The following is a 26576-nucleotide window of genomic DNA, read 5'->3' on the forward strand; positions in this document are numbered from 1 at the left end:
ACATGACGCGAGCGGGCCGACCATGGTGGATCATCGGGCTCGGCACGCTCGCCATCGCCCTGCTCCTCGGGCTGGGCGTCTGGCAGCTCCAGCGTCTTCAGTGGAAAACGGCACTCATAGAACGGGTCGAAGCGGGGCTTCTTGCCCCGCCGGTCTCTGCGCCCGGTCCTAATGACTGGGCTGCCGTCTCCTTCGACACCGCGGAATATCGCCGCGTCGAGGTACAAGGCCGCTATCTTCCGGGCGACGATATCCTCGTCAAGGCCGTTACGGCCCGCGGGTCCGGTTTCTGGGTCATGTCGCCTTTCGAAACGCTCGAAGGGTGGCGGCTCTTCGTCAACAGAGGCTTCGTACCTGATGATCGCACGTCGCCGGCAGATCGTCAGCGACCTGCTGGCGAGCCCGAGGTGACGGGGCTTTTGCGGCTCACCCAACCCGGCGGCGCCTTTTTGCGGGACAATGATCCGGCCAATGGCCGCTGGTTCTCGCGTGACACCTTTGCGATGGCCGGTACGCTCGGGCTAGGTGACGTGGCGCCCTATTTCATCGATTCTGACGCACGCGGCGACGCACTCCCGATTGGCGGGCTGACCGTCGTCTCCTTCCCGAACAAGCATTTCGGCTATGCCATGACATGGTTCGGTCTGGCTGCCGTCTTTGCCTATCTGCTTTACCGTGCAACGGGACCCGGCGAACCACACCGCTGATAGAGCCCTTGCAACGGTTGGTCAGGATCCCTTCGTTCCAGCTGCTTGAGGGGTGGGCACCGCGTTGTTAGCGGGGCCGGTCCACATGCTCTTGATGATCTGCTTCACCTGGTATTGCAGCATTTCATCCTGTCTCGCCACCTCCACGAAGCGGCCGGTGAACTCGCGCGTTGAACTCAAGAGTCCCGCAAGCGCGATCGACGCCATCATGCCCAGTTTGATATCGAACGGACGCTTCTGCCCCGCCGCCTCAAGGCTTGACTGCACGAAAGGATAGACGACTTCGAGAAATGGCTTCGCCAAGGCCTCCTCGATGAAATCCTTTCGTTCCTCGTCCCGGCTTTGAATGATTTCCGAAAACATAATTCTCGAAAAATGTGTTCGCCGCCAGATCACGTCCACGACTTCGGAACTGATGAAATCGACACGCTCTGCTTGCGGGCGGTCTTGGGCCCGGGCAATCGCTGCCTCGAGCAATTCCACGGTTTCGCGCGCCACTTCGGTCACGATCGCCTGCCAAAGGCCCATTTTTGATCCGTAGCGGTAGGATATGAGCGCGACGTCGACACCTGCGGTCGCTGCGATCGCGCGCAGTGATGTCTGCTCGAAACCATTTGCCGCAAAGGTCTCCATGGCAGCCTCCAGAAGGCCTTCGGCATTCTGTTCTGCGCCCCGGCGAGGCCGACCCCGTTTCCGCTCTGGCACGTTCTTAACCTGTTTCACACCACCCTCAATTCGTTCGCTTGACAAGCCTAGCCGCATTCCGGCATATATTCAACAGACGATGAATAAAATCCTCCCTCGTTTTCAGGAGCCTGCGATGCCCACCCCGTTGGTAACGCGCCAGATGGGTCGGTTGCCCCCGACGTCAAGAAAATTCCCATGGCTGCTGGCGGCAGTTCTGCCCCTCCTTCTCGCCTCCTGCAGCGACGAGGCGTCGGAAAAGACAGGCTATGTGCCGACGGTCAGGGTCGCAACCGCAGCCACCGTGTCCGATGCCGTCACGGTCTCCGGTACCGGGGAGGTGAAGCCGAGGGTCGAAAGCGTCCTGTCCTTCAAGGTCAGCGGCCGCGTCATCGCCCGTGATGTCGGGGTCGGCGATCGGGTGAAGGTCGGTCAGGTGCTTGCCCGCATCGACCCGACGGAACAGAAGGCGGATCTGGCGGCGGCAGAAGCGGCCATCCGCGCCCGCCAAGCCACCTTGCGCACCGCCGAATCCTATCTCAACCGCCGTCGCACCCTGACACAGACAGGTGCGCTGCCACAGCAGCAACTGGACGAGGCGATCCAGCAATATGATTCGGCAGTCAATGATCTCGATGCAGCACAGGCAAATCTCGCCAGCGTGCAGGAAAGCCTGGCTCAGACCGAGCTGAAAGCCGATGCCGATGGCCTCATCACGGCTGTGAGCATCGAGCCGGGAGAAGTCGTGCAGCCATCATCGGCCGCATTCAAGCTCGCCCATGATGGCGAGCTCGATGCTGTCTTCAACGTGGATGAAAGTGCCTTGACCAGGGACACGCCGCCTGAATCGGTGGAAGTCGCCCTTGTCGATCGGCCGGATACTCGCGCAGTCGCGCACATTCAGGAGATCAGCCCCTCGGTGGATCGCAAGCTCGGCACAGTACGACTGAAGCTGTCGATCACCGATCCGCCACCGGAGATCACGCTGGGTTCGGCAATTGTGGCCTATGCGAAGCTCTCGGAAGTGGGGCGAATATCCATTCCGTCCCAGTCTTTGACCAGTGCCAACGGAAAGCCCGCAGTCTTCGTCGTCGATCCGGCCACGGAGACAGTCGAGACCCGTCAAATCGAGGTGCTGCGCTACGACGCCGACCGGATCATCGTCGCCAACGGGCTTGAACCCGGTGATCAGTTCGTCGTCGAGGGAACGCAGTTTCTCTATCCGAAACAAAAGGTTCGTACGGTTCAGGGAGACGCGCAATGAAGCAAGTGAAAGCAATTGCATTTCTGTGCCTTGCGGTCGTTGCGCTGAGTTCCTGCAGCGAGGCCGAAGAACAGGCCGCGCCGCAGGTGCGTCCGGCTCTCTCGGTCATCGCCGGGCCGCGCGCGAGTGAGCCTGGATCGACCTTCACCGGGACCGTCGAGGCCAAGCTGAATGTCGATATCGGCTTTCGCCTGCTCGGTCGGGTCACCGCGCGCATGGTCGATGTCGGCGATGTCGTTCGTGCCGGCGAGGTTCTGATGACGCTCGACACGACCAGCCTTCAGCTCGCTGTCCGCCAGGCCGAAGCAGATCTTGCATCCGCAAATGCCAAACTCGATCTGGCGCAGGTCAATGCCAGCCGTCAGGCGACACTTCTGAGAACCCAGGCGACCACGCGTGAGCGACTGGAAGAAGCCGAGCAGACCGCGGAAGCCGCCGAGGCGACTGTCCGGCAAAAGGAAGCCGATCTGACGAAAGCGCGTGAGCAGACAACCTATGCCACTGTCGTCGCACAAACCGATGGTGTCGTTTCGGCCGTGAGCGCGGAAGTCGGACAGGTCGTTGCAGCCGGTCAATCGGCCGTGACGATCGCCCGGCTGGAGGCCCTCGATGCTGTCATCGATGTCCCCGACACGCTGAAGGCGCTTCAACTGCCCGACACGGAATACGAGGTCACCCTCCTGTCGAACCCGCAAATCAAGGCACAAGGTCGCGTGCGGGAGGTCGCACCCGAGGCTGATGGCGCAACCCGGACGCGGCGAACCAAGCTTGCGCTTTCTGCCCCGGACAAGGCGTTTCGCCTCGGCAGCACCGTGGTCGCGAGACCAATCGCAGCCGTCGCCACCGCCATCTGGCTGCCTGAAACGGCCATGGGTGCCGATCAGTCAGGCGGCGCATTTGTCTGGGTCATCGACCCGGCCAGCGGTGCCGTGGCGCGTCGGCCTGTCGAAGCCGAAAAAGCCGATGGCGGCTATGACATTGTTTCGGGATTGCAGGCCGGAGAGCGCGTGGTCAGCGCCGGCGTGAACTCCCTCACCGAAAATCAGATCGTTTCCTTCACCGACGAGATCGCCCGATGAACAGCAAATTCAATCTTTCCGAATGGGCACTGCGGCACAAGTCGCTCGTCTGGTATTTCATGATCCTCTCCACGGTTGCGGGGATCATGGCCTATTTCAATCTCGGACGGGAAGAAGATCCCGAATTCACGATCAAGACGATGCTGATCCAGGCCCAGTGGCCGGGAGCATCGGTCGACGAAATGACCAGTCAGGTCACCGATCGGATCGAGAAGAAACTGCAGGAACTCGAATCCCTCGACTACACCAAGAGCATCAATGCGCCGGGACAGGCGACGATCTACGTCAATCTTCTCGAGAACACGAAGGCGGCGGACGTCAGCCAGACCTGGGTCAAGGTCCGGAACATGATCAATGACATCGTTCCCAACCTTCCTCAGGGTGTGGTCGGTCCCTTTTTCATCGACAGCTTCGGTGATGTCTATGGCAATATCTATGCCTTCACGGCGGACGGACTGACACCGCGACAGCTCCGGGACTATCTGGAAGCGGCAAGAACCGAGATCCTTGCCGTTCCCAATGTCGGTAAGGTCGATCTCATCGGCGCTCAGGACGAGGTGATCTATCTGGAATTCTCCACCCGGCGTATGGCCGCGCTCGGCATCACCCAGCAACAGATCGTCGAGACACTGCAGAATCAGAACGCCGTTGTCGCATCAGGCACTCTGCGCACCGCGTCCGAGAGCATCAGCATGCGCGTCTCAGGTCAGTTCTCCACCGAAGACGATCTGAGAAAGGTCAACCTTCGCGTCAACGACCGCTTCTTTCGACTGAGCGATGTCGCGACGATTACGCGCGGCTATGTCGACCCGCAGCAGGCGCTGTTCCGGGTCAATGGCGAGCCGGCGATCGGTCTTGCGATCGGCATGAAGCCGGGCTCCAACCTGCTCGAATTCGGCGAGGCCCTGTCCGAGAAGATGGAAAAGGTGACCGCCAGCCTGCCCATCGGCATTGGCATTCACCATGTGGCCGATCAGGCCGTCGTCGTCGACGAGGCGGTCGGCGGTTTCACCAAGGCCCTCTTCGAGGCGATCGCCATCGTTCTCGTCGTCAGCTTCATAAGTCTGGGCGCCAGAGCCGGGCTCGTGGTCGCTCTGTCGATCCCGCTGGTCCTCGCCATCACCTTTGTTGCCATGGAGTATCTGGGCATCTCCCTCCAGCGCATTTCGCTGGGTGCATTGATCATCGCGCTCGGCCTCCTGGTCGACGATGCCATGATCGCCATCGAGATGATGGTGTCCAAGCTCGAACAGGGCGAACCCCTGTCCAAGGCAGCGATAGCGGTTTGGACCTCGACGGCGTTTCCGATGCTGACCGGCACCCTGGTCACCGTCGCGAGTTTCATTCCCGTCGGTCTGAACGACAGTGCTGCTGGTGAGTTCACCTTTTCGCTCTTCGTCGTCATTGCCGTTGCCCTGATCGTTTCCTGGATTGTCGCCGTTCTCTTCGCGCCGGTTCTGGGGGTGCTGATCCTTCCGGCAAAGATGGAGCGGCATCATGAGCAGAAGGGCAGGGTTGCCCAGATGTTCTCGCGCATTCTGGCGGCTTGCATGCATCGGCCGAAGATGACGGTCGCCGCCACATTCGGCGTCTTCCTCCTCTCCGTCTATGGCATGGGCTTCGTCCAGCAGCAGTTCTTCCCGGCATCGGATCGCCCGGAACTGATCGTCGATTGGACCGGGCGGCAGAACTCCACGCTGGCACAGACCAAGGCCGACATGGATGAATTCGAGGCCGCCTACCTCGCCAATGACGACAGTATCGACCACTGGACGTCCTATGTCGGGCAAGGCGCCAAGCGTTTCGTTCTCTCATTCGACGTGCAGCCGTCGGCCCCGTATTTCGGCCAGATGGTCATCGTCACCAAGAGTATCGAGGCCCGTGAGACTCTCAAGGAAAAGCTGAAGGCGGTTGCCGCGGATGGCTATCCGGGTACAGACATTCTGGTCAAGGAAATGGAGCTCGGGCCGCCGGTCGGTCGGCCGATCCAGTACCGAGTCAGCGGCCCGGATCCGGAAAAGGTGCGCGAATACGCAGCCGGACTTGCAGCCGTCATCGGCACGGAGCCACGTCTCGGTCGTATCGTCTTCGACTGGATGGAGCCGGCTCGCACCGTCAAGGTCGATGTGCTTCAGGACAAGGCCCGTCTTCTCGGCGTGAGCTCGAGCGATATCGCGACGGCGCTCAACAATATGGCCGGCGGCTCCACCATGACCCAGCTGCGTGACAGTATCTATCTGATCAACGTTGTTGGCCGTGCGCCGGGCGACGAGCGTCAGTCTGTTGAAACACTCCGCAATCTGCAGCTACCCGGCGGTGATGGCCAGTCCGTACCGCTCGCCTCCATCGCCACCTTCTCCTATGGTATGGAGCAGCCCGTGATCTGGCGTCGTGATCGCAGTCCGACGATCACGCTGAAAGCTGCCATTACCGATGCCACGCAGCCGGCCACCATTGATGCGGCTTTGAAGGGCAAGGTCGAAACCTATGCCGCCGATCTTCCTGCGGGTTATCATGTCGCGGTCGGCGGCTCGGTTGAAAGCAGCGCCAAAAGCCAGGCACCGATTGCGGCCGTCGTGCCGCTGATGCTTCTGACCATGACGACGATCCTCATGTTCCAGCTGCAGAGCTTCCAGCGCCTGTTCATGGTGGTGATTGTAGCCCCTCTCGGACTGATCGGTGTTGTCGCAGCCCTCCTGCCCAGCGGTGCGCCTCTCGGCTTCGTCGCCATTCTCGGCGTCTTGGCCCTGATCGGTATCCTCATCCGAAACTCGGTCATCCTCGTGGTCGAGATCGATACGCTGCAACGCAACGGCCGGCATGCCTGGGACGCGGTCCGCGAGGCCACCGAGCACCGCATGCGGCCAATCATGCTGACGGCTGCCGCGGCCAGTCTCGCGCTCATCCCCATCGCGTCGGAGATCTTCTGGGGGCCAATGGCTTTCGCGATGATGGGCGGCATCATCGTCGGTACTGTGCTGACGCTGCTTTTCCTGCCGGCGCTTTATCTGATCTGGTTCCGGATCAAGGAGCCTTCGGTGACAGCCTGACCGACTGAGCCAACTTTGACCGGCCGCGACAAAGCTTGCGGCCGGTTTTCTTCTCGGCTCAATACGAACTTTCGAGACTGTAGCGGCTGCCTGGATAAAGAAGCCGAACGGATGTCACCAGCCGGTCGCCGGACCAGGTTCGACGCCGCACGAGAAGACAGGGTTCGGACCTGGCGATCGCCAGCAGCCGGCATTCCCACGGCTGGGGTAACACTGCCTCGACGAATTGCTCGGCGCGCGAAATCGGCGCGATACCGCTCAGATAGGCATTCGGCGTCATCGTCCGGAAATCCTGGTCGAGATAGGCGGGCGCAAGCTCTGCATGGACGAAGCGATCCTCGAGCTGGATCGGCAGGTCGTCTTCCTTGTGCACGATGACCGAGTGAAAGGCTGATGTGCCGGCCTCCACTTCCAGCCTGTCCGCCAGATCGTGATCGCAAACTTCCGCCTGCATCAGCACGATCTCGACGGAATGCTGTCCGCCGCGCTCGGCAATCTCCTCGGCGATGTTGCGAACATCGCTGACATTGGCCCGGCGCTTCTTCGGCGCAACGAAGGAGCCGCGCCCCTGGACACGGATGATGATGCCTTCGCTGGCGAGTTCCCTGAGCGCCCGATGCGCCGTCATCCGGCTGACCCCCAGCATCTCGACCAGCTCGTTCTCGGAGGGAATGCGGAAATTGATCGGCCATTCGCCGCGCTCGATTCGCGCCTTGATCTCGGCCTTCATCTGCTCGTAGAGCGGCGTATCCTGCCGTTCCTCGGGAAGTGCAAAGCCTGGCTGGTCGTCGGACATGGTGGGTCGATCCTGATGGTGGCGAAGCGATCTTGCCGGTTTCTCGCCGCAGCACTTCGGGCATTCCCTTATCGGCACAGGCCTTGTCTAGGCAACCGGTTCGGCTTCAGAAGCCCTATCCAGAGCGGCAGTTACTTCGATGCTGTAGAGCGTGCAATCAGCCGCGCGAGGCTCGACGGTGAACTCAAACGGTACCTGCTCCGAGATCATGATATCGCCGAGCCCGACTTCCGATCCCATGCTATCGATCGCAACAAGGGCATCACCCCGAAACACGATTGCGACGGTGTCCCCCGACACCGAAAGCGTCTGTGCGGCTGAGACGTCGATCTTCGTCATGCGATGAACGAAAAACCCGCGACGGCTCATGACATTGAGATCGAGCGTTTCGCCGCCAAGACAATCCGCCTGCACTTCCGCATCGCCGGAAAAGGCGAAGGGAGGCGAGCCTACGAGAAGCGGCTGCTGCTGTCTCCCATCTACCGTCAATTGCATGCCGTCGCCTTCCAGAACGGCAATCGTCCTGTCGATCCCGGCAAAGACCGAGAACGGACCGGAGGTCCCGACGGTCGCAAGACTGATTCGCCAGTCGAACCCGCCGGCTCCATCCGAAGCAGGCCTGGAGATCACCTCGCGGGTGATCCCCAGCCCGTTTTTCCAGGGCATCTTAAGGTGCTCGTCGAAGCGCTGGATGCGGATGGACATGGGCGTTTCGCGTCCCCTCAATTGCCGAGAATGCCGGGCAGACGAAGGCCTTTTTCCTTGGCGCAGTCGAGCGCGATGTCATAGCCCGCATCGGCATGGCGCATCACGCCGGTCGCCGGATCGTTCCACAGCACCCGCTCCAGCCGGCGTGCAGCATCGTCCGTGCCATCGGCGCAGATGACCATGCCGGAATGCTGTGAAAAGCCCATGCCGACGCCGCCGCCATGATGCAGCGAGACCCAGGTCGCACCCGAGGCGCAGTTGAGCAGCGCGTTCAGAAGCGGCCAGTCGGACACGGCGTCCGAGCCGTCCTTCATAGCTTCCGTCTCGCGGTTGGGCGAGGCGACAGAACCGGAATCGAGATGATCGCGACCGATGACGACGGGTGCCTTGAGCTCGCCATTACGCACCATCTCGTTGAAGGCGAGGCCGAGCTTGTGGCGATCGCCGAGGCCGACCCAGCAGATGCGGGCGGGCAGACCCTGGAAGGCGATGCGCTCGCGTGCCATGTCCAGCCAGTTGTGCAGATGCGTGTTGTCGGGCAGCAGCTCCTTCACCTTTGCATCGGTCTTGTAGATATCCTCCGGATCGCCGGACAGCGCCGCCCAGCGGAACGGGCCGATGCCGCGGCAGAAGAGCGGCCGGATATAGGCCGGGACGAAGCCGGGGAAGGCGAAGGCGTTTTCGAAACCCTCTTCCTTGGCGACCTGGCGAATGTTGTTACCGTAGTCGAGTGTCGGAATGCCTCTGTTCCAGAAGTCGACCATGGCCTGCACATGGGTTTTCATCGAGGCACGGGCAGCAATTTCCACCGCCTTCGGATCGCTCTCCTGTTTTGCCCGCCATTCGGCAACCGTCCAGCCGAGCGGCAGATAGCCATGGATGGGATCATGGGCCGAAGTCTGGTCGGTGACGATGTCGGGGCGCACGCCGCGACGCACGAGTTCCGGGAAGATCTCGGCGGCATTGCCGACCAGGCCGACGGATTTTGCTTCGCCCGCCTTGGTCCATTGGTCGATGAGGGCCAGCGCCTCGTCCAGTGTATGCGCCTTGGCATCGACGTAACGGGTGCGCAGGCGGAAATCGATGCGGGTCTCGTCGCATTCGACGGCAAGGCAGCAGGCGCCGGCCATGACGGCCGCCAGCGGCTGAGCGCCACCCATGCCGCCGAGGCCACCCGTTAGGATCCATTTGCCCTTGAGATTGCCGTTATAGTGCTGGCGCCCGGCCTCCACGAAGGTCTCGTAGGTGCCCTGCACGATGCCCTGGGTGCCGATATAGATCCACGAGCCGGCGGTCATCTGGCCGTACATGGCCAGACCCTTCTTATCCAGCTCGTTGAAGTGATCCCATGTCGCCCAGTGCGGCACGAGGTTGGAATTGGCGATCAGCACGCGCGGTGCGTCCTTGTGGGTACGGAACACGCCGACCGGCTTGCCCGACTGCACGATCAGCGTCTCTTCCTCTGTAAGCGTCTTCAGCGTTTCGACGATTCGGTCGAAATCCTCCCAGGTGCGGGCAGCCCGGCCGATGCCGCCATAGACGACGAGCTCATGCGGCCGCTCGGCGACATCGGGGTCGAGATTGTTCATCAGCATCCGGAGCGGCGCTTCCGTCATCCAGCTCTTGGCCGAGAGTTCGGTTCCGGTGGCGGCGCGGACGTCGCGGATATTGTGTCTGGGATTGGTCATGGTCCTCGCTCCTCAGCGTTTCAGATCGAGCGCGATGGCTTCGATAGTTGTCAGAATGTCCTTGAGATGGCGTCGCAGCGCCTCTGCCTTCCCGGCGTCATAGGCGAAGGGTGGTACTTCGGTGGCGAGATGCGTGACCTGCGCCAGTTCCATCTGGATGGCGTGCACGCCGGTGTTGGGCTGGCCATAATGCCGTGTCGTCCAGCCGCCCTTGAAGCGGCCGTTGACCACAGACGTGTAACCTTCAGCACGACCGGCGATCTCGGCGGCAGCCGCCTCGATGCTGGGATCGCAGGTGCGGCCCATATCCGTGCCGATGTTGAAGTCCGGCAGAGGCCCTTGAAACAGGAAGGAGATGAGCGAGCGGATCGAGTGGCAGTCATAAAGCACCGCCACGCCATGCATCGCCTTCACGCGTTCGATCTCAGCCCTGAGCCCCGCATGATAGGGCGCATGGAAGCCTGCCAGCCGATCCGCAATGTCCTCGCTCGTTGGCTCCTCGCCGCTTTTCCAGATGGCGACCCCGTCGAAATCCGTTTCCGGAACGAGACCGGTGGTGTTCTGCCCCGGATAGAGGCTCACGCCATCAGGGTCGCGGTTCGCATCGATCACGTAGCGATGGAAGGTCGCCCTGACCGTCGTCGCATCCGGCAGAAGACCGGCATAGAGGTCATGGATATGCCAGTCGGTATCGGCAAGCAGCTTGCCGTTATCATTGAGGCGATCCCAGACTGCGGGCGGCAAGTCCGTGCCCGTATGCGGAAAGGCAAGAATGACGGGGGAGGTGCCTTGCTTGACTTCGAAGACGGCCATGTCAGCCCTCCAGACCCGGCAGCAATCCGGCGGAGACGGCCGAAACCAAGGTCCCATCCGCCACCAGGCGACCGGCAGCCTCGAGATCGGGCGCCATGTAGCGGTCCTCCTCCAGCGTGGCGACATAGGCCCGCAAGGTGGAGATCACGCGTTGCAGTTCCGGGCTCGTCGTCAGGGGCTCGCGGAATTCGACGCCCTGGGCGGCCGTCAAAGCCTCGATGCCGATGATCGAGAAGAGGTTGTCGGTCATCTGCAGCAGGCGCCGTGCGCCATGGCATGCCATCGATACATGGTCTTCCTGGTTGGCGGACGTCGGCGTCGAATCGACAGAGGCCGGATGCGCCATCTGCTTGTTTTCGCTCATCAGGGCAGCCGACGTGACCTCGGCAATCATCAGACCGGAATTCAGTCCCGGCTTCTTGGCGAGGAAGGCCGGCAGCCCGTAGGACAGGGCCGGATCGACCAGCAGCGCGATGCGGCGTTGTGCGATCGCGCCGATTTCGCAGACAGCGATCGCGATCTGGTCGGCGGCGAAAGCGACGGGCTCTGCATGGAAGTTGCCGCCCGAGACGACGCTCATGTCGGAAAGCACGAGCGGATTATCGGTAACAGCATTCGCCTCGATTTCGAGCGTGCGCCCCGTCATGCGCAGGAGATCCAGGCAGGCGCCATCGACCTGCGGCTGGCAGCGGATGCAATAGGGGTCCTGCACTCGCTCGTCGCCATCCAGATGGCTTTCCCGGATCACGGAGCCGGCGAGCAGTCCACGCAAAGCGGCTGCCGTGTCGATTTGCCCCTTGTGGCCGCGCAGCGTGTGGATGTCAGCGGTAAACGGCGCCGACGAACCCATGGCTGCGTCAGTCGAGAGCGCACCGGTAATCAATGCGGCCTGTGCGGCCCGATGGGCACGGAAAAGGCCGGCCAGCGCCAGCGCGGTCGAGGCCTGCGTGCCGTTGATCAGCGCCAGACCTTCCTTGGCCGCGAGCACGACGGGTGTCAGCCCCGCGCGCTTCAACGCCTCGGCGCCGGAAAGCCGTTCGCCCTGATAGAAGGCCTCCGCCTCGCCCATCATCACCGCTGCCATATGGGCAAGCGGTGCCAGATCACCGGAGGCGCCGACGGAGCCCTTTTCCGGAATGAGCGGAGTGACGCCCTTTTCCAGCATGCCCTCGATCAGCCGCACCAGTTCGAGGCGAACGCCGGAGGCGCCGCGACCGAGCGAGATCAGCTTCAGCGCCATGATCAGGCGCACGATGTTGTTCGCCAGCGGTTGGCCCACGCCGCAGCAATGCGACAGGATCAGATTGCGCTGCAGCGTCTCCGTATCGGCCGCATCGATTTTGATCGAGGCAAGTTTGCCGAAGCCGGTGTTGATGCCGTAGACCGGCGCGTTGCCTGCGGCGATTTCCGCGATCCGCGCGGCGGCCTTCTCGATGCCGGCATCGAAGCTGCGGTCGAGCGCAGCACTTTCGCCGCTCCAGTAGATCTGCGCGAGTTCGGCGAGAGAGACGCGGCCGGGGTGAAGCGTAATGGTCACGACAGAATTCCTTTGGTGATGTGGCCGTTCCAGAGGCGCAGGTAGAGCGGGTTGAAACCGATGCGGTAGACGAGTTCCGCCGGGCTCTCGACCGACCAGATGGCAAGGTCGGCCTGCTTGCCGACCTCGATGGTCCCGACCGAATCGAGACGTCCGAGCGCGCGGGCGGCATTGCGGGTGACGCCGAGAAGACATTCCTCGACCGTCATGTGAAACAGCGTTGCGGCCATGTTCATGGTGAGCAGCAGGGAGGTGAGGGGCGAGGTGCCGGGATTGCAGTCGGTGGCAAGCGCCATGACGGTCCCGTGCTTGCGGAAAATCTCGACCGGCGGCTTCTTCGTCTCGCGGATGAAGTAGTAGGCGCCGGGCAGCAACACGGCGACGGTTCCGGCTTTGGTCATCGCAGCGGCGCCGTTCTCGTCGGTGTATTCGAGATGGTCGGCCGACAGCCCCTGATACTCGGCCGCAAGCGCTGCCCCATGCAGGTTCGACAGCTGATCCGCATGCAGCTTCACCGAGAGGCCAAGTGACCTTGCCGCATCGAAGACAAGCCGCATCTCATCAGGAGAAAAGGCGATGCCTTCGCAGAAACCATCCACCGCATCGACCAGCCCCTGCGCCTGGGCGGCCTTCAATCCCGGCAGGACGACCTCTTCGATGAAATCGCGATTGCGTCCCTTGTAGTCAGCGGGCGTTGCATGGGCGCCGAGATAGGTTGTGGTGATGGCAACCTGACGCTTCTCGGCCAGTTGCCGTGCGGCACGCAGCATCTTGAGTTCGTCTTCGACGGTCAGCCCGTAGCCGGACTTGACCTCGACGGTTGTCACGCCCTCGGCAATCAACGCGTCAAGTCGGGGAAGCGTTTGCGAGACAAGATCCGCCTCGCTCGCCTCGCGCACCTGACGCACCGACGAGACGATGCCACCGCCGGCGCGAGCGATTTCCTCGTAGGATGCGCCGGCAAGGCGCATCTCGAATTCCTTGGCGCGATTGCCGGCATGCACCAGATGGGTGTGGCAATCGATCAGGCCCGGGGTCACGCAGCGACCCTCGCAGTCGATGACGTCGGCACCGCTGGGGATCGCGATTTCGTTCGCCGCGCCGACGGCCACGATCCGCCCGCCCTCGATCACCAATCTGCCATTCTCGACCACGCCCAGCCCGGGCCGGTCGGGCGCCATGGTCGCCAGTCGGGCGTTGGTGAGGATAGTCGTCATGCGCCCTCGCTCTCCGACCAGGCGGCCGTCGTCTTCAGGAGTGTCCGGATCTGCTGGATGTCACCGTTCATGGGCCGATCGTCCCGGTAGAAGGGCACCACACGGCGGAGCCGCTCGTAGATCCCTTGCGTCATCGGAGCCTTGGCCGCCTTGGAAGACTGCAGGTCATGGGCCTGCGCGGCGGCGGTCAGTTCGATGGCAAGCACCGTCTCGAGATTGTCGAGGATCGCGAGCGCCTTGGCCGCAGCAGGCGTCGCATGGGTCAGGATGTCTTCCTGAAGGCCTGAAGTGATGCCACCATCGAGGCTTGCCGGCATCGCGAGCCGGCGGTTTTCCGCGACCAGCGCTGCCGCTGTATACTGAATGATCATGAAGCCGGATTCGACGCCGCTGCCCGATGCGAGAAAGGCCGGCAGGCCGCTCACCAGCGGGTTGACCAGCCGGTCGATCCGCCGCTCGGAAATGGCGGCGAGTTCGGCTGCTGCCGTCGCCAGATGATCCATGGCGAGCCCAAGGGCGGCACCCACGGCATGCGCCTGCGAATGCACTTTCGGGTCCTCGGGCGAGCCGCTGACAGCGGGATTGTCGGTCACGCTCGCAAGCTCCCGATCCACCACCGCACGCGCGTCATCGAGCGCATCGCGCACCGCGCCATGCACATGCGGCACAGCCCGAAGGCTGAGCGGATCCTGCGTCCGCTTGCCCGCAGATTCCGCCAGAAGCGCGCTTCCGGCCAGCAATGTCCGCAAGTTCTGCCCGACCTGCTGCAGCCCATCGGACTTCCGCAGGGAAAGCGGCATCTCCGCAAATGGATCGCTTTGCGCGCCGAGGTTCTCATAGGTCATCGCCGCTGCTGCATCTGCCCAGTCGACGAGATGCGCGAGCCTGGTGACGGCAAGCGAAGCAAGGCCGGTGGCGCAGGGTGTACCGTTGATCAGGCTCAGACCTTCCTTCGCCTGGAGCACGAGCGGCTTGAGACCCAGTGATGCCAGCGCCTCGGCACCCGAGATCAGCTTGCCTTCGTGTCGGCATTCGCCAGCGCCGACGACGACGAGCCCGATCGCCGCGCCATGCGTCAGGTAGCCAACGGAGCCCCTGGATGGGATGACCGGAAGCATATCCTTGTTCAGGAGGGCGATGAGTGTCTCGACGACCTCAAGCCGGATGCCTGAATAACCATGGGCGAAGTTGGCGATCTGGGCTGCCATGATCGCGCGGGTCTCCAGCAGCCCGAGCGGTTCACCGACACCACAGGAATGGCTGAACAGCAGATTGCGGGAAAGCGTTTCCTGCTCCTCGCGATCGATGACCACGTCACAGAGTGCGCCGACGCCGGTATTGATCCCATAACCGCGGATACCCTGGTCGACCAGGGCTTCAACGATTGCGCGGGCTTTGAGGATCCGCTGCCGTGCCGTCTCGCTCAAGGCCAGTCTGGCGCCGTCCGCAATGGCAGCGATCGCATCTGATGTCAGAACGGTCTCGAGAGTGATCGTCTGCACCATCAGGCGCTCCATCTGCTGAAAAGAATTCGCCGGCTAATGAAACTCATTGCAGGATCCTCTTCAGCGCGCGGGCAAAGTCGCCGTCGATGCGCTCTTCGGCACGGTGGCGACCGTCCCGAACCACGAAGTCTCCGCGAACCATCACGTCGCGCACGGCCTCACTGCCAAGTGCAAAGATCCAGCGGTCAAGGATTTGGTCGTCCTTGGCAGCAGCGATGAAGGGGTTAGCGCCGTCGAGTACGACAAGATCGGCGCGCGCGCCGACGCGGAGACCGCTCGTCTTGAGACCCGCAGCCTGGGCCCCGCCGGAGAGGCTGGCGTCGATCAGCGTGCGGCCGACCGAGGCGCCAGGACCGGATACAAGCCGGTTGCGGCGTCGATCGCGCAGCCGCTGCCCATATTCCAGCACGCGCAATTCTTCCGCCACCGAGGTTGCGACATGGCTGTCCGTGCCGATCCCGAAGCGCCCGCCCAGGGCCGTGAATTCCGTTGCGGGATAGATCCCGTCGCCGAGATTGGCTTCGGTGGCCGGGCAGAGACCCGCGACCGCACCTGACTTCGCCAGCCGTGCCGTTTCCTCCGCCGTCATGTGCGTCGCATGGATGGCACACCAGCGCTCGTCGAGCGCAAACTCGTCGAGCAGATAGCTGACCGGCCGGCGGCCGCTCCAGGCAAGGCAGTCCTCCACCTCCCGTTCCTGTTCGGCCACATGAATATGGATGGGCCCGCCAGTTTGCTCCGCCGAGAGGACCGCGCGCATCTCGTCCGGCGTCGCCGCCCGCAGCGAATGGATGGCCAGACCAAGGCGCACATCGGCAGTCGTGCAAGCAGGCGCCAGCCGATCGAGAAGAGCCAGGAAACTGTCGACGCTATGAATGAACGGACGCTGTCCTGCATTGGGCTCGATCCCTCCGAAGCCGGCATGGGCATAGAAGACCGGCAGGTGCGTCAGGCCTATCCCGGCCGTCTCGGCCGAACGCAGGATACGGCTGGACATCTCGAAGCCGTCGGACGTGCCGACCTCAGGCAGAGCATGGTGGAAATAGTGAAATTCAGCGACATGACCGAAACCACCTTTCAAAAGTTCACTATACAACTTCGTTGTAACAGCCTCGACATCGTCGGGCGACATGCGTCCGACCAGCCGATACATGGTGTCACGCCATGTCCAGAAGCTGTCATCGGTTGAGCCGGCGATCTCGGCGAGACCGGCCATTGCCCGCTGAAACCCGTGAGAATGCAGGTTCTGCAGTGCTGGAACCACGGGTCCGGCCAGCATGGTTGAATCTGGCCCATGCACCGTGCCGCGTTCGATCGTGACTATCGAGCCGCTCTGATCGATCCCGATTGTCACATCGCTTGCCCAGCCCCCGGGCAGAAGCACGCGCTCACAGAACAGACTTTGAGAAGCTCTCATCTCGAAACCTTTGCAAGTTGTATAGGCAACATGGCAGGTTCCAAGCTTCGGCGCAAGAGGGCACCGATGCGCCGTCGGATCCGGTGTTCTGTTGACTGCACGCGGCCGAGACCTCGACTCTTGAGGCCGCGTGGGATCAGATGGCCAGGGAAACGGCGTCCGACGTTCTGCCTTGAGGGCTCGCAAGCGTCGCGAGTTCTTCGCGATGCCGCATCATGGCCAAGAGCAGCGCGTGATCTCGCGCGAGAGCCTGTTGCCGCTTCGGCGATGGAGGAAAGTGCTTCATGGCATACCGCATCCGGCTCCCCGCTTCGGCAGAAGTCGAAAAGGCGCCAGCGGCAACAGCCGCATGCAGTGCGCAGCCGAGCAGAACGGCGTCGCAGTCGATCGGCACGAAGACATCGCAGCCGGTCGCATCGGCATAGAGTTGCGCCAGAAGCGGATGGTCGGCCAGGCCGCCGGCCAACAGAAGCTGTCGCGGCGCTCCCGCACGGCGCGGCTGATGGTCGATGATATGGCGGATGCTGCAGGCAAGCGCCACGCAGCTTCTCCAGTAGAGCCTGAGAAGGGAGCGCTCACTGCGATCGAGATCGAGCCCCGCGATTGTCCCGGTGAGCATCGGATCGGACACGGGTGAGCGTGTACCGTGCAGGTCCGGCAGGACGCTGATCGGCAGACCGAAATCTGGTCCCTCGCTCGCCAGACACTCGGCGATCCCGTCGAGGATTGCCCGGTGGCGTGCCTTCATGGGAATCCCGCCAGCCGGATGTTGCGTTACAATGTGGTCCAGGAAGGCACCCGAGGCGGATTGCCCGGCCTCGGTCAACCAGAGGCCGGCGATCGCGGCATCCCGAAAGGCGCCCCAGCAGCCGGTGCCGGACACAGGCTCGCTCGAAAGCCGCACGATGCAGCTCGAAGTGCCTGCAATCAGCACGGCTTCGGCATCGAGCGTGACGTTCGGCCGTTCCCCCGCGGCGAAGAGGCCTACAGTTCCCGCGTAAGCATCGATCAGCCCCGGGGCGACAAGGCACTGCTCGTCGAGACCAAGTTCCGCGGCGCTGGTTCGGGAGAGGCAGCCGATCGCCTGACCCGGCTGTTCCGAAAGGGGCGGCAGCCCCGCTCGCTCCATGACATCGCCGAGTCCAACTTTCCGGTAGTAGTCGATCGGTGGCCCACCGGGCGCCTCCGGCATATAGCCCCATTTCGAGGCGAGCGCTGAATGACTGCGTTTCTCGGAGCCGGTCGCGCGCCAGGTCAGGAAGTCGCAGAGATCGAAGATTTGTGCGCTTTCGGCCCAGAGATCCGCTCTGTGCCTTTTGAGCCAGAGCAGTTTCGGGATCTGCATCTCGACCGAAAGCCGTCCGCCAAAGCGTTCGAGCAGCGGATCGGCGGTCGCGTTGCAGTATTCGGTTTCCTCGAGCGCCCGATGGTCCATCCACAAGATGGTGTCGAGGTTCGGCGAGCGTGTTTCTGAGACCGAAAGCGGGCGTCCATCGCGGTCACGCACGACAAGCGAACATGTGGCATCGAACCCGAGGGCCAGGACTTGAGCAGCAGAAATTCCGCTCTCGGCAAGGGCAGACTTAACCGCGCTGCAGACTGCCGCCCAGATCTCTTCGCTGTCCTGCTCCATATGCTTGGGCAGAGGCTGGTGAACGCTGATCGGGACGACACAGCGGGCAAGTTGCCGACCGCTGAGATCGAACACCCCGGCCCGTGCACTGCCCGTGCCAACATCCACGGCCAAGAGGTGCTCACGCATCAGTCAGATCTTCCGGTCTCCTCGCTCCGCGCACAAAGTGGAGCAAATTCTCCATCGCGTCAAACTGCCCATCCGGCTTCAGATGCGTGAGCGCCTCCCGGTAGCTGGCATTCCCGGTATGGGATCCGCCGGTAAAGGCGATGACCTTCATGCCGGCGGCTTGCGCCGCACGGATACCGGCGGGACTGTCCTCGATCACGAGACACTGCGACGGCGCGACACCCATCTGGGCGGCAGCATGCAGGAAGAGATCGGGTGCGGGTTTGCCGCGTTCGACCATGGTCGCGCTGAAGATATGTGGGCTGAGACGGGGAAGAAGTCCGGTCACGGACAGGGAGAGCTCGATCCGTTCCCGCTGACTGGACGAGGCCACACAGCAGGAGACCTGCATGGCCTTGAGCGAATCGATGGCGGATGCGACCCCTGGAAGGGCTGCCAATTCCGCACGAAACCGCGCGTAAAGCCTATCCCGCATGCCGGCCAGGAAAGCGGGATCGATTTCGACACCGAATTCGGATCGAACCACCTCTGTCAGCGAACCAAGGCTTCGCCCGAGAAAGCGCTCCGCCGCCTCGTTGGTCGTCAATCCAATTCCCGTTTCGGCCAGCGCTTCGACCAGAACCTCGAGCGCGATGCCTTCGCTGTCGACGAGAACCCCGTCACAGTCGAAGATCACCAGGCGGATCGGCTGCGGGTCCATGGTCACTCAGCTTGCAAGGGTTCCGTCGAGATAGCGCTGGAGCGTAGCGGCGGCGCCTTGGCTCCGCAAGCTTGCGATCGCTTCACCGAATCGCTTCTGGAACTGCGGATTGGCTCCGACGGATCCAAAGATGTCGGTAATCCCGATGAAAGCCATGGGATCATTCCGAGAGGTGAGTGCAGCCGCGTGCAGCCGCTCCGCGCTTGGATCGTTGAAGGCGATCGGCTTTCCGCCGTCGCTCGTGCCTTCGAAGTAGCGACACCAGAGGGCCGAGACGAGAGCAAGGCCTTGCACGTCCAGATCCTGGGCCAGACGATCTGCTGTCGAGGGTAGAATGAACTTGGGCTGACGGTTCGAGCCATCCTGCGCCAGGCGCGGGATGGTGTCGCCAATCTTCGGATTGGCGAAGCGGTTCTCGATGAGCGCGAAATAGTCCTGCAAGCTGGTGTTAGGCACAGGCGGCACGACCGGGATGATCTCGTCGTTTTCGAGCTTCGCCAGGAAGGCCCGGATCAGCGGGTTCTCCATGGATTCATGCACGAAATGAATGTCCATCAGCGCCGCCGGATAGGCGATTGCCGCATGGCCACCATTCAGGATCCTGAGCTTCATCAACTCGTAGGGTGCCACATCGGGCACAAAGGTCACGCCCACGTCTTCCAGAGCAGGGCGTCCCAGCGGGAACTTGTCTTCAAGCACCCACTGCTTGAAGCCCTCGCAGAATACGGGCCAGCCATCTTCGATCCCGTAACTTTCCCGCGTGATGTCGATTTCACGCTGTCCGGTTGCAGGCGTGATGCGGTCCACCATGGAATTCGGAAAGGCAACGTTGTGATGGATCCAGTCGGCGATATCAGGATCAGACAGTCGCGCCAACCCGCAGACGGTCGCTTCCGTGACTTCGCCATTGCCGGGGATATTGTCGCAGCACATGACGGTGAAGGGTGGAACGCCCGCAGCGCGGCGCGCCTTGAGGCCGGCGATGATCAGTCCGAAGACCGTCTTCGGCTCGCCAGGGTTCTTCGCGTCGGCGACGATCGCCGGATGATCAGGATCGAACTTGCCGGTGGCCGCATCGATGAAATACCCACCCTCCGTGATCGTCATCGAAACGATCCGGATATCGGGGGAGGAGAGCGTCGCGATGATCCGATCGAAATCCGGTGCCGTGATGACATCCAGCATCGGCCCGGTGATGGTCGCGGCCGAGCGATCGATATCCTGCTCGACCACGGTCGTGAGGAAATCCTGGGCTTTCAGCGTGTCACGCATCCGCTGGTCGGAGGCCATGACACCAGCGCCGATAATGCCCCAATCGAGATCGCGACCGCTGTTGAAGAGTTCGTGCAGGTAGATCGCCATATGGGCGCGGTGGAAATTGCCGACGCCGAAATGCAGGATCCCGGGACGGATGTCCTCGCGGCGGTAGGAGGGCAGGGACGCCCGGTCACCGATATCTGCCAGAGTTGCAAGCGAGAGTTTGATCGTCATGAGTGCATTCCTTGGCTGGGGGCCGCACGAGCCGTCAGCTCATCCAGTTTCCGCCGTCGACATTGTAGGTCTGGGCGACGATGTAGTCGGCTTCCGCCGATGCGAGGAAGACTGCCATGCCGGTCAGATCCTCCGCCCGGCCCATACGGCCGAAGGGGACCGCCTCGCCGACAAGTTTCTTCTTTTCGCCAAGCGGACGGTTTTCGTACTTTGCGAAGAGCGCGTCGACCTCGTCCCACATCTCGCTGCCGACCACGCCAGGCGCAATCCCGTTGACGTTGATCCCGTGCTTGATGAGGTCGAGGCCAGCCGATTGGGTGAGCGAAATGACGGCAGCCTTCGAGGCGCAGTAGACGCCGACCAGCGGTTCGCCGCGTCGTCCGGCCTGGCTCGCCATGTTGATGATCTTGCCACCACGCCCTTGCGCCATCATCTGCTTGGCCACGGCCTGCATCGTAAACAGCGTTCCTCCGACATTGATGTCGAAAACGCGTTGATAGCTCTTGCGGGAAATCTCGATGATCGGAGCGAGATCGAAGATTGCGGCATTGTTGACCAGAATATCGATGCCGCCGGCGCGTTCGACACAGGCAGCAATCGCTGCGTCGATCGATGCCTGATCGGAGACGTCGATCCGGACGGCATAGGCCGCAGGGCCGATCTCCGATGCCGTTGCCGATGCGCGGTCGAAATCGATATCGGCGATCGCAACCGCCGTTGCACCTTCGCGAATATAGACCTCCGCAAAGGCCCGGCCGATGCCGCGGGCTGAGCCTGTGATAATTGCCGATTTTCCGCTCAATCTGCCGGTCATGCTGCCAGTCCCTTGTCATTGAATTTGTGCAGTCGATTGAGATCCGGTGTCACATAAACAGTGTCGCCATGACGGACCGGGAATTCCCCTCCTGTCCGCGTGGTGATCGTGCCGACACCATCCACCTCGACATGCAGGAACGTGTCGGAGCCAAGATGTTCGGCGACTGTCACAAGACCACGCCACATGCCGCTGTCGAGCGAGAGCGTGACATGCTCCGGCCGAATGCCGATCGTGTGGGCGCCATGGGCGGAGGCGGCCTGGCCAGAGATCAGGTTCATCTTCGGCGAACCGATGAAGCCGGCGACGAAGAGATTGGCCGGGCTGCGATAGAGGTCGAGCGGCGATCCCACCTGCTCGATGCGGCCCTTGTTGAGAACCACGATCTTGTCAGCCATGGTCATGGCCTCCACCTGGTCGTGGGTCACGTAAATCGAGGTTGCCTTGAGCTTCTGATGCAGTTCGGTGATCTCGAGACGCATGGCGACGCGAAGCGCCGCATCGAGGTTGGAAAGCGGCTCGTCGAACAGGAAGCAACGGGGATTGCGGACAATGGCACGGCCGATAGCGACGCGCTGTCGTTGACCGCCGGAGAGTTGCCCGGGCCGGCGCTCCAGGTAATCGGTGAGGTTCAATATGCGCGCTGCCTCCTCGACCTTGCGGTTGATCTCGGCCGGGTCGACCTTCGCCATCTTCAGCGGAAAGCCGATGTTCGAGCGCACGCTCATATGCGGATAAAGTGCATAGGACTGGAACACCATTGCCAGGCCGCGCTGCGCCGGCGGTGTATGCGTTTGATCCTTGCCGTCGATCACAATGCGTCCGCCGGTCGCGTCTTCGAGGCCGGCGATCAGGCGCAGCAACGTGGACTTGCCGCAGCCGGACGGCCCGACGAAGACGACAAATTCACCGTCATTGATTTCAAGGTCGATCCCCGGGATGACCGCATGCTCGCCGAAGGACTTGGAGAGCTGTTCGAGTTTGATGCTGCCCATGGTCGGGTTTCCTTACTTGACGGCGCCAAAGGTCAGGCCGCGCACGAGTTGCTTCTGGCTGAACCAGCCGAGGATCACTATCGGCGCAATCGCCATCGTCGAGGCGGCCGACAGTTTCGCCCAGAACAACCCTTGCGGACTGGAGAAGGAGGCGATGAAGGCGGTTAGCGGCGCCGCATTGGTGGTGGTGAGACGGATCGTCCAGAAGGCTTCGTTCCAGGCGAGAATGATGTTGAGGAGAAGCGTCGAGGCAATGCCTGGCAGGGCCATGGGCGCGAGCACATAGACGATCTCGTTGAAAAGCGAGGCACCGTCCATTCGCGCGGCTTCGAGGATTTCGCCCGGAATCTCGCGGAAATAGGTGTAGAGCATCCAGATGACGATCGGCAGGTTGATCAGCGTCAGCATGATCGTCAGACCAATCCGGGTATCGAGCAGACCGAAGTCGCGGAACAGCAGGTAGATCGGAACGAGCACGGCGACTGCAGGCATCATCTTGGTCGAGAGCATCCACATCAGGATGTCCTTGGTCCGCTTGGTCGGCGAAAACGCCATGGCCCAGGCGGCCGGGATGCCGACGAAAAGTGCCAGGATCGTCGAGCCCACAGACAGGATGACCGAGTTCATGAACGGCTTGATGTAGTCGCGCTGTGTCTGGACCGTCACGTAATTTTCGAAGGTAAAGGTCGGGATCAGGTCGAAGCCCTGGATCGCTTCGCTTTCCGTCTTCACACTGGTGATCAGCGTGTAAAGGATCGGGAAGAAGATCACGAAGGCGATCGTCCAGGCAATCGCTGTAAAGATGATCTTGCGCCGGGTTGTGACGTTGCGAGCCATGGCCTTGTCCTTACCGGTCGAGGTTCTTGCCGACGGCGCGCATCAGGAAGATGGCGACGATATTGGCGAGAATGATTGCGATGATGCCGCCCGCCGAAGCGCCGCCGACGTCGTAACCCAGAAGGGCCGTTCGGTAGATCAGGAAGACGAGATTGGTCGAGGCATAGCCCGGGCCGCCATTGGTGGTGACCAGGATTTCCGCGTAGACCCCGAGCAGGAAGATGGTCTGGATCAGGATGACCACGGTAATTGCGCGGGCGAGATGCGGAAGCGTCAGATAGATGAACTTGTCGATGAAGCGCGCACCATCCATCTCGGCCGCTTCCTGCTGCTCGCCATCGAGTGACTGAAGCGCGGTGAGCAGGATGAGCGTTGCAAACGGCAGCCATTGCCAGGCAACGATGATGACGATCGACAGAAGCGGATATTGCGCGAACCAGTCGACGGGGCTCAAGCCGAGCGCCCGGTTGATGTCGGCCAGCACGCCATAGCCCGGGTGCATGATCATGTTTTTCCAGACCAATGCAGCGACCGGCGGCATGACGAAGAAGGGCGAGATGACGAGGATACGCACGATCCCCTGGCCGAAAATCGGCTGGTCGAGCAGCAGCGCCAGCAGCGTGCCGCCGAAGATGGTGATGAACAGCACGCCGCCGACGATCAGCATGGTGTTCCAGATCGACTGGAAGAAGGCCGGATCCGTATAGAAATAGCGGTAGTTGAACAGGCCAGCGAAGCTGACATTGGCAGGGTTGAGCAGATTGTAGTTCTGGAACGAGAACCACAGCGTCATCGACAGTGGCACGATCATCCAGATCAACAGGAGCCCGACGGACGGCGCCATCATCAGACGGGCCAGGGTGCTTGTGTTTTGAGTAGCCATGATGAAGCTCGCCCTGATGGCCATGTCGGAGACGAGGTCCGCAGGCCCGTTGGAGGCTAGGTGACGACGACCGGCATTGGCCGCAAACGGTCGAAGCCTTTCCTGCCCGGATCGCAATCCGGGCAGGTGGTTCGGGAGGGTGGATTACTTGATGTAGCCGCCGCGGGTCATTTCGCGTGTCGTCAGACTCTGGGCCTGGGCAAGCGCATCATCGACCGACATCTGGCCCGCAAGTGCGGCCGAGAAGAGCTGGCCGACGGAGGTGCCGAGGCTCTGGAACTCGGGGATGGCGACGAACTGCACGCCGACATAGGGCACCGGCTTGACGGTCGGGTTCTTCGGGTCAGCGGCATTGATCGAGTCGAGCGTCATCTTCGCGAACGGCGCCGCCTTCTGGTATTCCGGGTTCTCGTAGAGAGAGGTCCGCGTCCCCGGAGGAACATTGGCCCAGCCTTCCTTGGAAGCGACGAGCTCCGCATAGGCCTTGCTGGTCGCCCAGGAGACAAACTTCTCGGCAGCTTCTGCCTTCTGGGTGCCTGCCGGGATGGCGAGGTTCCAGGCCCAGAGCCAGTTGCCGCGCTTGCCGAGACCGGTGTCGGGAGCGAGCGCAAAGCCCACCTTGTCGGCGACGGTCGAGTCCTTCGGGTTGGTCACGAAGGAAGCGGCGACGGTGGCGTCGATCCACATGCCGCACTTGCCCTGCTGGAAGAGCGCGAGGTTTTCGTTGAAGCCGTTCGAGGACGCACCCTGCGGGCCCGCGTCGTTCATCAGCTTGACGTAGAAGTCGAGCGTATTCTTCCATTCCGGCTGATCGAATTGCGGCTTCCAGTTCTCGTCGAACCAGCGGGCGCCAAAGGCGTTCGAGGTGGCCGTCAGGAAGGCCATGTTTTCGCCCCAGCCGGCCTTGCCGCGCAGGCAGATGCCGTTGATGTCGTTGGCGCGGTCCGTCATCTTGCGAGCGGCGTCGGCAACAAACTCCCAGGTCGGAGCATCGGGCATGGTGAGCCCGGCCTTCTCCATCAGGTCCTTGCGGTACATGATGAACGAGGATTCGCCGTAGAACGGAGCCGCATAGAGCTTGCCGTCTTCGCCGGTCAGGCCTGAGCGAATGGCCGGAAGCAGATCATCGACATCGTAGTCTGCGCCGAGATTTTCGAGCGGCAGCAGCCAGCCTTGTTTGGACCAGATCGGAACTTCGTAAGTGCCGATCGTCATGATGTCGTACTGTCCGCCCTTCGTGGCGATGTCCGTCGTCACACGTTCGCGCAGAACGTTTTCTTCGAGTGTGACCCACTCGACCTGGATGTCGGGATTGGCCGAGGTGAATTCCGAGGTCAGGCCCTGCATGCGGATCATGTCGCCGTTGTTGACGGTCGCGATCGTGAGGGTTTCGGCCGAGGCCATGCCGGCAAGCGCCAGCGCCGAGCACGCGCCCAGCAAAATCGTCTTCAATGTCATGTCTTCCTCCCAGAAGAAAAATGAGCATTCGCTTTGCTCATGGGCAATTACTCAATCGTAGAGCACAAAATGTCAATCCGCATTTCATGCTGCGCTGCCGCATGGAATAGCTAACCAACTGTTCTGGAATTAAAATTTTATAGAAGCCTAGCTCGCCAGAAGGTGACGCGCAGCGTCCTCGTCCGTGATCAGCCCATTGATGTGTCCACCCCGGACGGCCGCCAGGATGGCCGGATGCTTGCGCCGACCCCGTGCGAGACCGATCACGGTCGAGGTTTCCCGGGCGGGAATTTGCAAGCTCGCAACCCGCTCATTGACCGGATGGGTCAGCAACTCGCCGTTGTCCCCGAAGATCCAGCCGCAGATCTCTCCAACCGCGCCGGCCTGCAGGAGATCTTCCATCTCGTCGGCTTTCAGGAAGCCATCGACGAGAAGCGGAGCACGCATGTTCATCTCGCCGATGCCGACAAAGGTGACGTCCGATCGGCGCGCGAGCGCGATTGTCGGCGCGACCAGAGGCTGGTCATGCAGCAACTGCCGCTCGGCGGGAGAGGAGACGATGACCGGCAGCGGCATCGGAAAATGCGGTGCCTTCACCGCATCGGCCATGGAGAAGATGACGTTGAAATAGGCAGCCGAACCGTCAGGGCTGATATTGCCTGTGAGCGAGACGATCTTGTGCTGCGGACATTCCATCGGAGACAGCTGATCGATCATCGACCGGAGTGTTCGACCCGTTCCCATCGCGATGACCAGTGGCTCGGGCTGTTTCAGCCAGCGCTCCAGCTGTGCCGCGCCCGCTTCTGCCACTCCCACTGTCGCGGACTCGGATCCGGGATCGGTAGGAACGATTTCCACCGCCTTCAGGCCGAACTTGCGCTTCACGGCTTCGGCAAGTTCCAGGCATGCCGCGATGGGATGATCGAGCCGGACCTTGATCAGCTTTTCCGCAATCGAAAGGGATACGAGGCGCTGGGCGCTTTGTCGGGATATGCCCATGGCAGCCGCGATCTCGTCCTGGGTTTTGCCGGCGACATAGTAGAGCCATCCGGCCCGTGCTGCATCGTCCAGTCTTGTCTGCCCCTCGCCACGCCGTGCCATGCGGTCTCCTCTCCGTGTGGAAACACTGCTGCCAATTTTGCCCTCTCCTGTCAAATCCGGGCTCCGCGCT

At 62.0% G+C, this 26576-nt stretch carries 22 protein-coding genes; 4 read left to right on the forward strand and 18 right to left on the reverse strand.

Going from position 1 to position 26576, the window contains the following annotated elements:
- Positions 1-2: 2 nt before the first annotated feature.
- Positions 3-707, forward strand: coding sequence for an SURF1 family protein (locus IP85_RS08915; protein WP_054149324.1), 705 nt, complete (start codon positions 3-5; stop codon positions 705-707).
- A 21-nt stretch (positions 708-728) separates the two neighbouring features.
- Here the strand turns inward: IP85_RS08915 and IP85_RS08920 are convergent, their stop codons facing one another.
- Complete coding sequence (locus IP85_RS08920; protein ID WP_082347638.1) at positions 729-1469, reverse strand: TetR/AcrR family transcriptional regulator; 741 nt, start codon at positions 1467-1469, stop codon at positions 729-731.
- A gap of 58 nt (positions 1470-1527) precedes the next feature.
- Here IP85_RS08920 and IP85_RS08925 point away from each other — a divergent pair, with 58 nt between their 5' ends.
- The 3 genes from IP85_RS08925 to IP85_RS08935 are packed head-to-tail and all read left to right on the forward strand — an operon-like array spanning position 1528 to position 6784.
- Positions 1528-2655, forward strand: coding sequence for an efflux RND transporter periplasmic adaptor subunit (locus IP85_RS08925; RefSeq protein ID WP_197277999.1), 1128 nt, complete (start codon positions 1528-1530; stop codon positions 2653-2655).
- The gene (locus tag IP85_RS08930) at positions 2652-3734 is read left to right on the forward strand and encodes an efflux RND transporter periplasmic adaptor subunit (protein WP_054149327.1); all 1083 of its coding nucleotides are present in this window, start codon (positions 2652-2654) and stop codon (positions 3732-3734) included. The genes IP85_RS08925 and IP85_RS08930 overlap by 4 nt, the downstream gene beginning before the upstream one ends.
- A complete protein-coding gene (locus tag IP85_RS08935; RefSeq protein ID WP_054149328.1) occupies positions 3731-6784 on the forward strand; it encodes an efflux RND transporter permease subunit in 3054 nt (1017 codons plus the stop codon). Before IP85_RS08930 ends, IP85_RS08935 begins: the two co-directional genes overlap by 4 nt.
- A 58-nt stretch (positions 6785-6842) precedes the next feature.
- Here the strand turns inward: IP85_RS08935 and hutC are convergent, their stop codons facing one another.
- The 17 genes from hutC to IP85_RS09020 form a co-directional block, all read right to left on the reverse strand.
- Positions 6843-7580: a histidine utilization repressor gene (gene hutC, locus IP85_RS08940; protein ID WP_054149329.1), complete on the reverse strand. Its 738-nt coding sequence runs from the start codon at positions 7578-7580 to the stop codon at positions 6843-6845.
- 87 nt (positions 7581-7667) lie between these two features.
- Positions 7668-8285 carry a HutD family protein gene (locus IP85_RS08945; protein ID WP_054149330.1) on the reverse strand — a complete coding sequence of 206 codons (618 nt, stop codon included), beginning with the start codon at positions 8283-8285 and terminating at the stop codon, positions 7668-7670.
- Between the two features lie 17 nt (positions 8286-8302).
- A complete protein-coding gene (hutU, locus tag IP85_RS08950; RefSeq protein WP_054149331.1) occupies positions 8303-9976 on the reverse strand; it encodes a urocanate hydratase in 1674 nt (557 codons plus the stop codon).
- Between the two features lie 12 nt (positions 9977-9988).
- Positions 9989-10789, reverse strand: a complete 801-nt coding sequence (gene hutG / locus IP85_RS08955; protein WP_054149332.1) for an N-formylglutamate deformylase — start codon at positions 10787-10789, stop codon at positions 9989-9991.
- Position 10790: 1 nt separating this feature from the next.
- Entirely contained in the window at positions 10791-12326 is a 1536-nt protein-coding gene (gene hutH / locus IP85_RS08960; RefSeq protein ID WP_054149333.1) for a histidine ammonia-lyase, read from the reverse strand.
- The gene (hutI, locus tag IP85_RS08965) at positions 12323-13543 is read right to left on the reverse strand and encodes an imidazolonepropionase (RefSeq protein WP_054149334.1); all 1221 of its coding nucleotides are present in this window, start codon (positions 13541-13543) and stop codon (positions 12323-12325) included. Before hutI ends, hutH (IP85_RS08960) begins: the two co-directional genes overlap by 4 nt.
- Positions 13540-15048, reverse strand: coding sequence for a histidine ammonia-lyase (gene hutH, locus IP85_RS08970; protein ID WP_054149501.1), 1509 nt, complete (start codon positions 15046-15048; stop codon positions 13540-13542). Before hutH (IP85_RS08970) ends, hutI begins: the two co-directional genes overlap by 4 nt.
- Before the next feature lie 43 nt (positions 15049-15091).
- On the reverse strand, positions 15092-16465 hold the full coding sequence (gene hutF / locus IP85_RS08975) for a formimidoylglutamate deiminase (RefSeq protein WP_054149335.1): 1374 nt from the start codon (positions 16463-16465) through the stop codon (positions 15092-15094).
- 136 nt (positions 16466-16601) lie between these two features.
- Positions 16602-18227, reverse strand: coding sequence for an FGGY family pentulose kinase (locus IP85_RS08980; protein ID WP_054149336.1), 1626 nt, complete (start codon positions 18225-18227; stop codon positions 16602-16604).
- Complete coding sequence (locus IP85_RS08985) at positions 18220-18927, reverse strand: HAD family hydrolase (protein WP_054149337.1); 708 nt, start codon at positions 18925-18927, stop codon at positions 18220-18222. Before IP85_RS08985 ends, IP85_RS08980 begins: the two co-directional genes overlap by 8 nt.
- A gap of 6 nt (positions 18928-18933) precedes the next feature.
- On the reverse strand, positions 18934-20418 hold the full coding sequence (locus tag IP85_RS08990; RefSeq protein ID WP_054149338.1) for a mannitol dehydrogenase family protein: 1485 nt from the start codon (positions 20416-20418) through the stop codon (positions 18934-18936).
- Positions 20419-20452: 34 nt separating this feature from the next.
- Positions 20453-21232 (reverse strand): L-iditol 2-dehydrogenase, encoded by a 780-nt coding sequence (locus IP85_RS08995; protein ID WP_054149339.1) that lies wholly within the window; start codon positions 21230-21232, stop codon positions 20453-20455.
- Positions 21229-22227, reverse strand: coding sequence for an ABC transporter ATP-binding protein (locus IP85_RS09000; protein ID WP_054149340.1), 999 nt, complete (start codon positions 22225-22227; stop codon positions 21229-21231). Before IP85_RS09000 ends, IP85_RS08995 begins: the two co-directional genes overlap by 4 nt.
- A 12-nt stretch (positions 22228-22239) precedes the next feature.
- Positions 22240-23064: a carbohydrate ABC transporter permease gene (locus IP85_RS09005; RefSeq protein WP_054149341.1), complete on the reverse strand. Its 825-nt coding sequence runs from the start codon at positions 23062-23064 to the stop codon at positions 22240-22242.
- Between the two features lie 10 nt (positions 23065-23074).
- Positions 23075-23947 carry a sugar ABC transporter permease gene (locus tag IP85_RS09010; protein WP_054149502.1) on the reverse strand — a complete coding sequence of 291 codons (873 nt, stop codon included), beginning with the start codon at positions 23945-23947 and terminating at the stop codon, positions 23075-23077.
- 144 nt (positions 23948-24091) lie between these two features.
- Positions 24092-25405, reverse strand: coding sequence for a sugar ABC transporter substrate-binding protein (locus IP85_RS09015; protein ID WP_054149342.1), 1314 nt, complete (start codon positions 25403-25405; stop codon positions 24092-24094).
- A 147-nt stretch (positions 25406-25552) separates the two neighbouring features.
- Positions 25553-26506, reverse strand: a complete 954-nt coding sequence (locus IP85_RS09020; RefSeq protein WP_054149343.1) for a sugar-binding transcriptional regulator — start codon at positions 26504-26506, stop codon at positions 25553-25555.
- Between the last annotated feature and the right edge of the window lie 70 nt (positions 26507-26576).

This window comes from Rhizobium sp. AAP116 (assembly GCF_001295785.1).
GTDB lineage: Bacteria > Pseudomonadota > Alphaproteobacteria > Rhizobiales > Rhizobiaceae > Allorhizobium.

Excerpts from the sequence above, each read along its gene's own strand:
- hutC (WP_054149329.1), bottom strand. The coding sequence starts at position 7,580 with ATGTCCGACGACCAGCCAGGCTTTGCACTTCCCGAGGAACGGCAGGAT.
- IP85_RS08920 (WP_082347638.1), bottom strand. The coding sequence starts at position 1,469 with ATGCGGCTAGGCTTGTCAAGCGAACGAATTGAGGGTGGTGTGAAACAG.
- hutH (WP_054149501.1), bottom strand. The coding sequence starts at position 15,048 with ATGGTGCAGACGATCACTCTCGAGACCGTTCTGACATCAGATGCGATC.
- hutI (WP_054149334.1), bottom strand. The coding sequence starts at position 13,543 with ATGACGACTATCCTCACCAACGCCCGACTGGCGACCATGGCGCCCGAC.
- IP85_RS08990 (WP_054149338.1), bottom strand. The coding sequence starts at position 20,418 with ATGACGATCAAACTCTCGCTTGCAACTCTGGCAGATATCGGTGACCGG.
- IP85_RS08995 (WP_054149339.1), bottom strand. The coding sequence starts at position 21,232 with ATGACCGGCAGATTGAGCGGAAAATCGGCAATTATCACAGGCTCAGCC.
- hutF (WP_054149335.1), bottom strand. The coding sequence starts at position 16,465 with ATGAGAGCTTCTCAAAGTCTGTTCTGTGAGCGCGTGCTTCTGCCCGGG.
- hutU (WP_054149331.1), bottom strand. The coding sequence starts at position 9,976 with ATGACCAATCCCAGACACAATATCCGCGACGTCCGCGCCGCCACCGGA.
- IP85_RS08915 (WP_054149324.1), top strand. The coding sequence starts at position 3 with ATGACGCGAGCGGGCCGACCATGGTGGATCATCGGGCTCGGCACGCTC.
- IP85_RS09000 (WP_054149340.1), bottom strand. The coding sequence starts at position 22,227 with ATGGGCAGCATCAAACTCGAACAGCTCTCCAAGTCCTTCGGCGAGCAT.
- IP85_RS08980 (WP_054149336.1), bottom strand. The coding sequence starts at position 18,227 with ATGCGTGAGCACCTCTTGGCCGTGGATGTTGGCACGGGCAGTGCACGG.
- IP85_RS08985 (WP_054149337.1), bottom strand. The coding sequence starts at position 18,927 with ATGGACCCGCAGCCGATCCGCCTGGTGATCTTCGACTGTGACGGGGTT.
- IP85_RS08945 (WP_054149330.1), bottom strand. The coding sequence starts at position 8,285 with ATGTCCATCCGCATCCAGCGCTTCGACGAGCACCTTAAGATGCCCTGG.
- IP85_RS09010 (WP_054149502.1), bottom strand. The coding sequence starts at position 23,947 with ATGGCTACTCAAAACACAAGCACCCTGGCCCGTCTGATGATGGCGCCG.
- IP85_RS09005 (WP_054149341.1), bottom strand. The coding sequence starts at position 23,064 with ATGGCTCGCAACGTCACAACCCGGCGCAAGATCATCTTTACAGCGATT.
- IP85_RS08930 (WP_054149327.1), top strand. The coding sequence starts at position 2,652 with ATGAAGCAAGTGAAAGCAATTGCATTTCTGTGCCTTGCGGTCGTTGCG.
- IP85_RS09020 (WP_054149343.1), bottom strand. The coding sequence starts at position 26,506 with ATGGCACGGCGTGGCGAGGGGCAGACAAGACTGGACGATGCAGCACGG.
- IP85_RS09015 (WP_054149342.1), bottom strand. The coding sequence starts at position 25,405 with ATGACATTGAAGACGATTTTGCTGGGCGCGTGCTCGGCGCTGGCGCTT.
- hutG (WP_054149332.1), bottom strand. The coding sequence starts at position 10,789 with ATGGCCGTCTTCGAAGTCAAGCAAGGCACCTCCCCCGTCATTCTTGCC.
- IP85_RS08925 (WP_197277999.1), top strand. The coding sequence starts at position 1,528 with ATGCCCACCCCGTTGGTAACGCGCCAGATGGGTCGGTTGCCCCCGACG.
- IP85_RS08935 (WP_054149328.1), top strand. The coding sequence starts at position 3,731 with ATGAACAGCAAATTCAATCTTTCCGAATGGGCACTGCGGCACAAGTCG.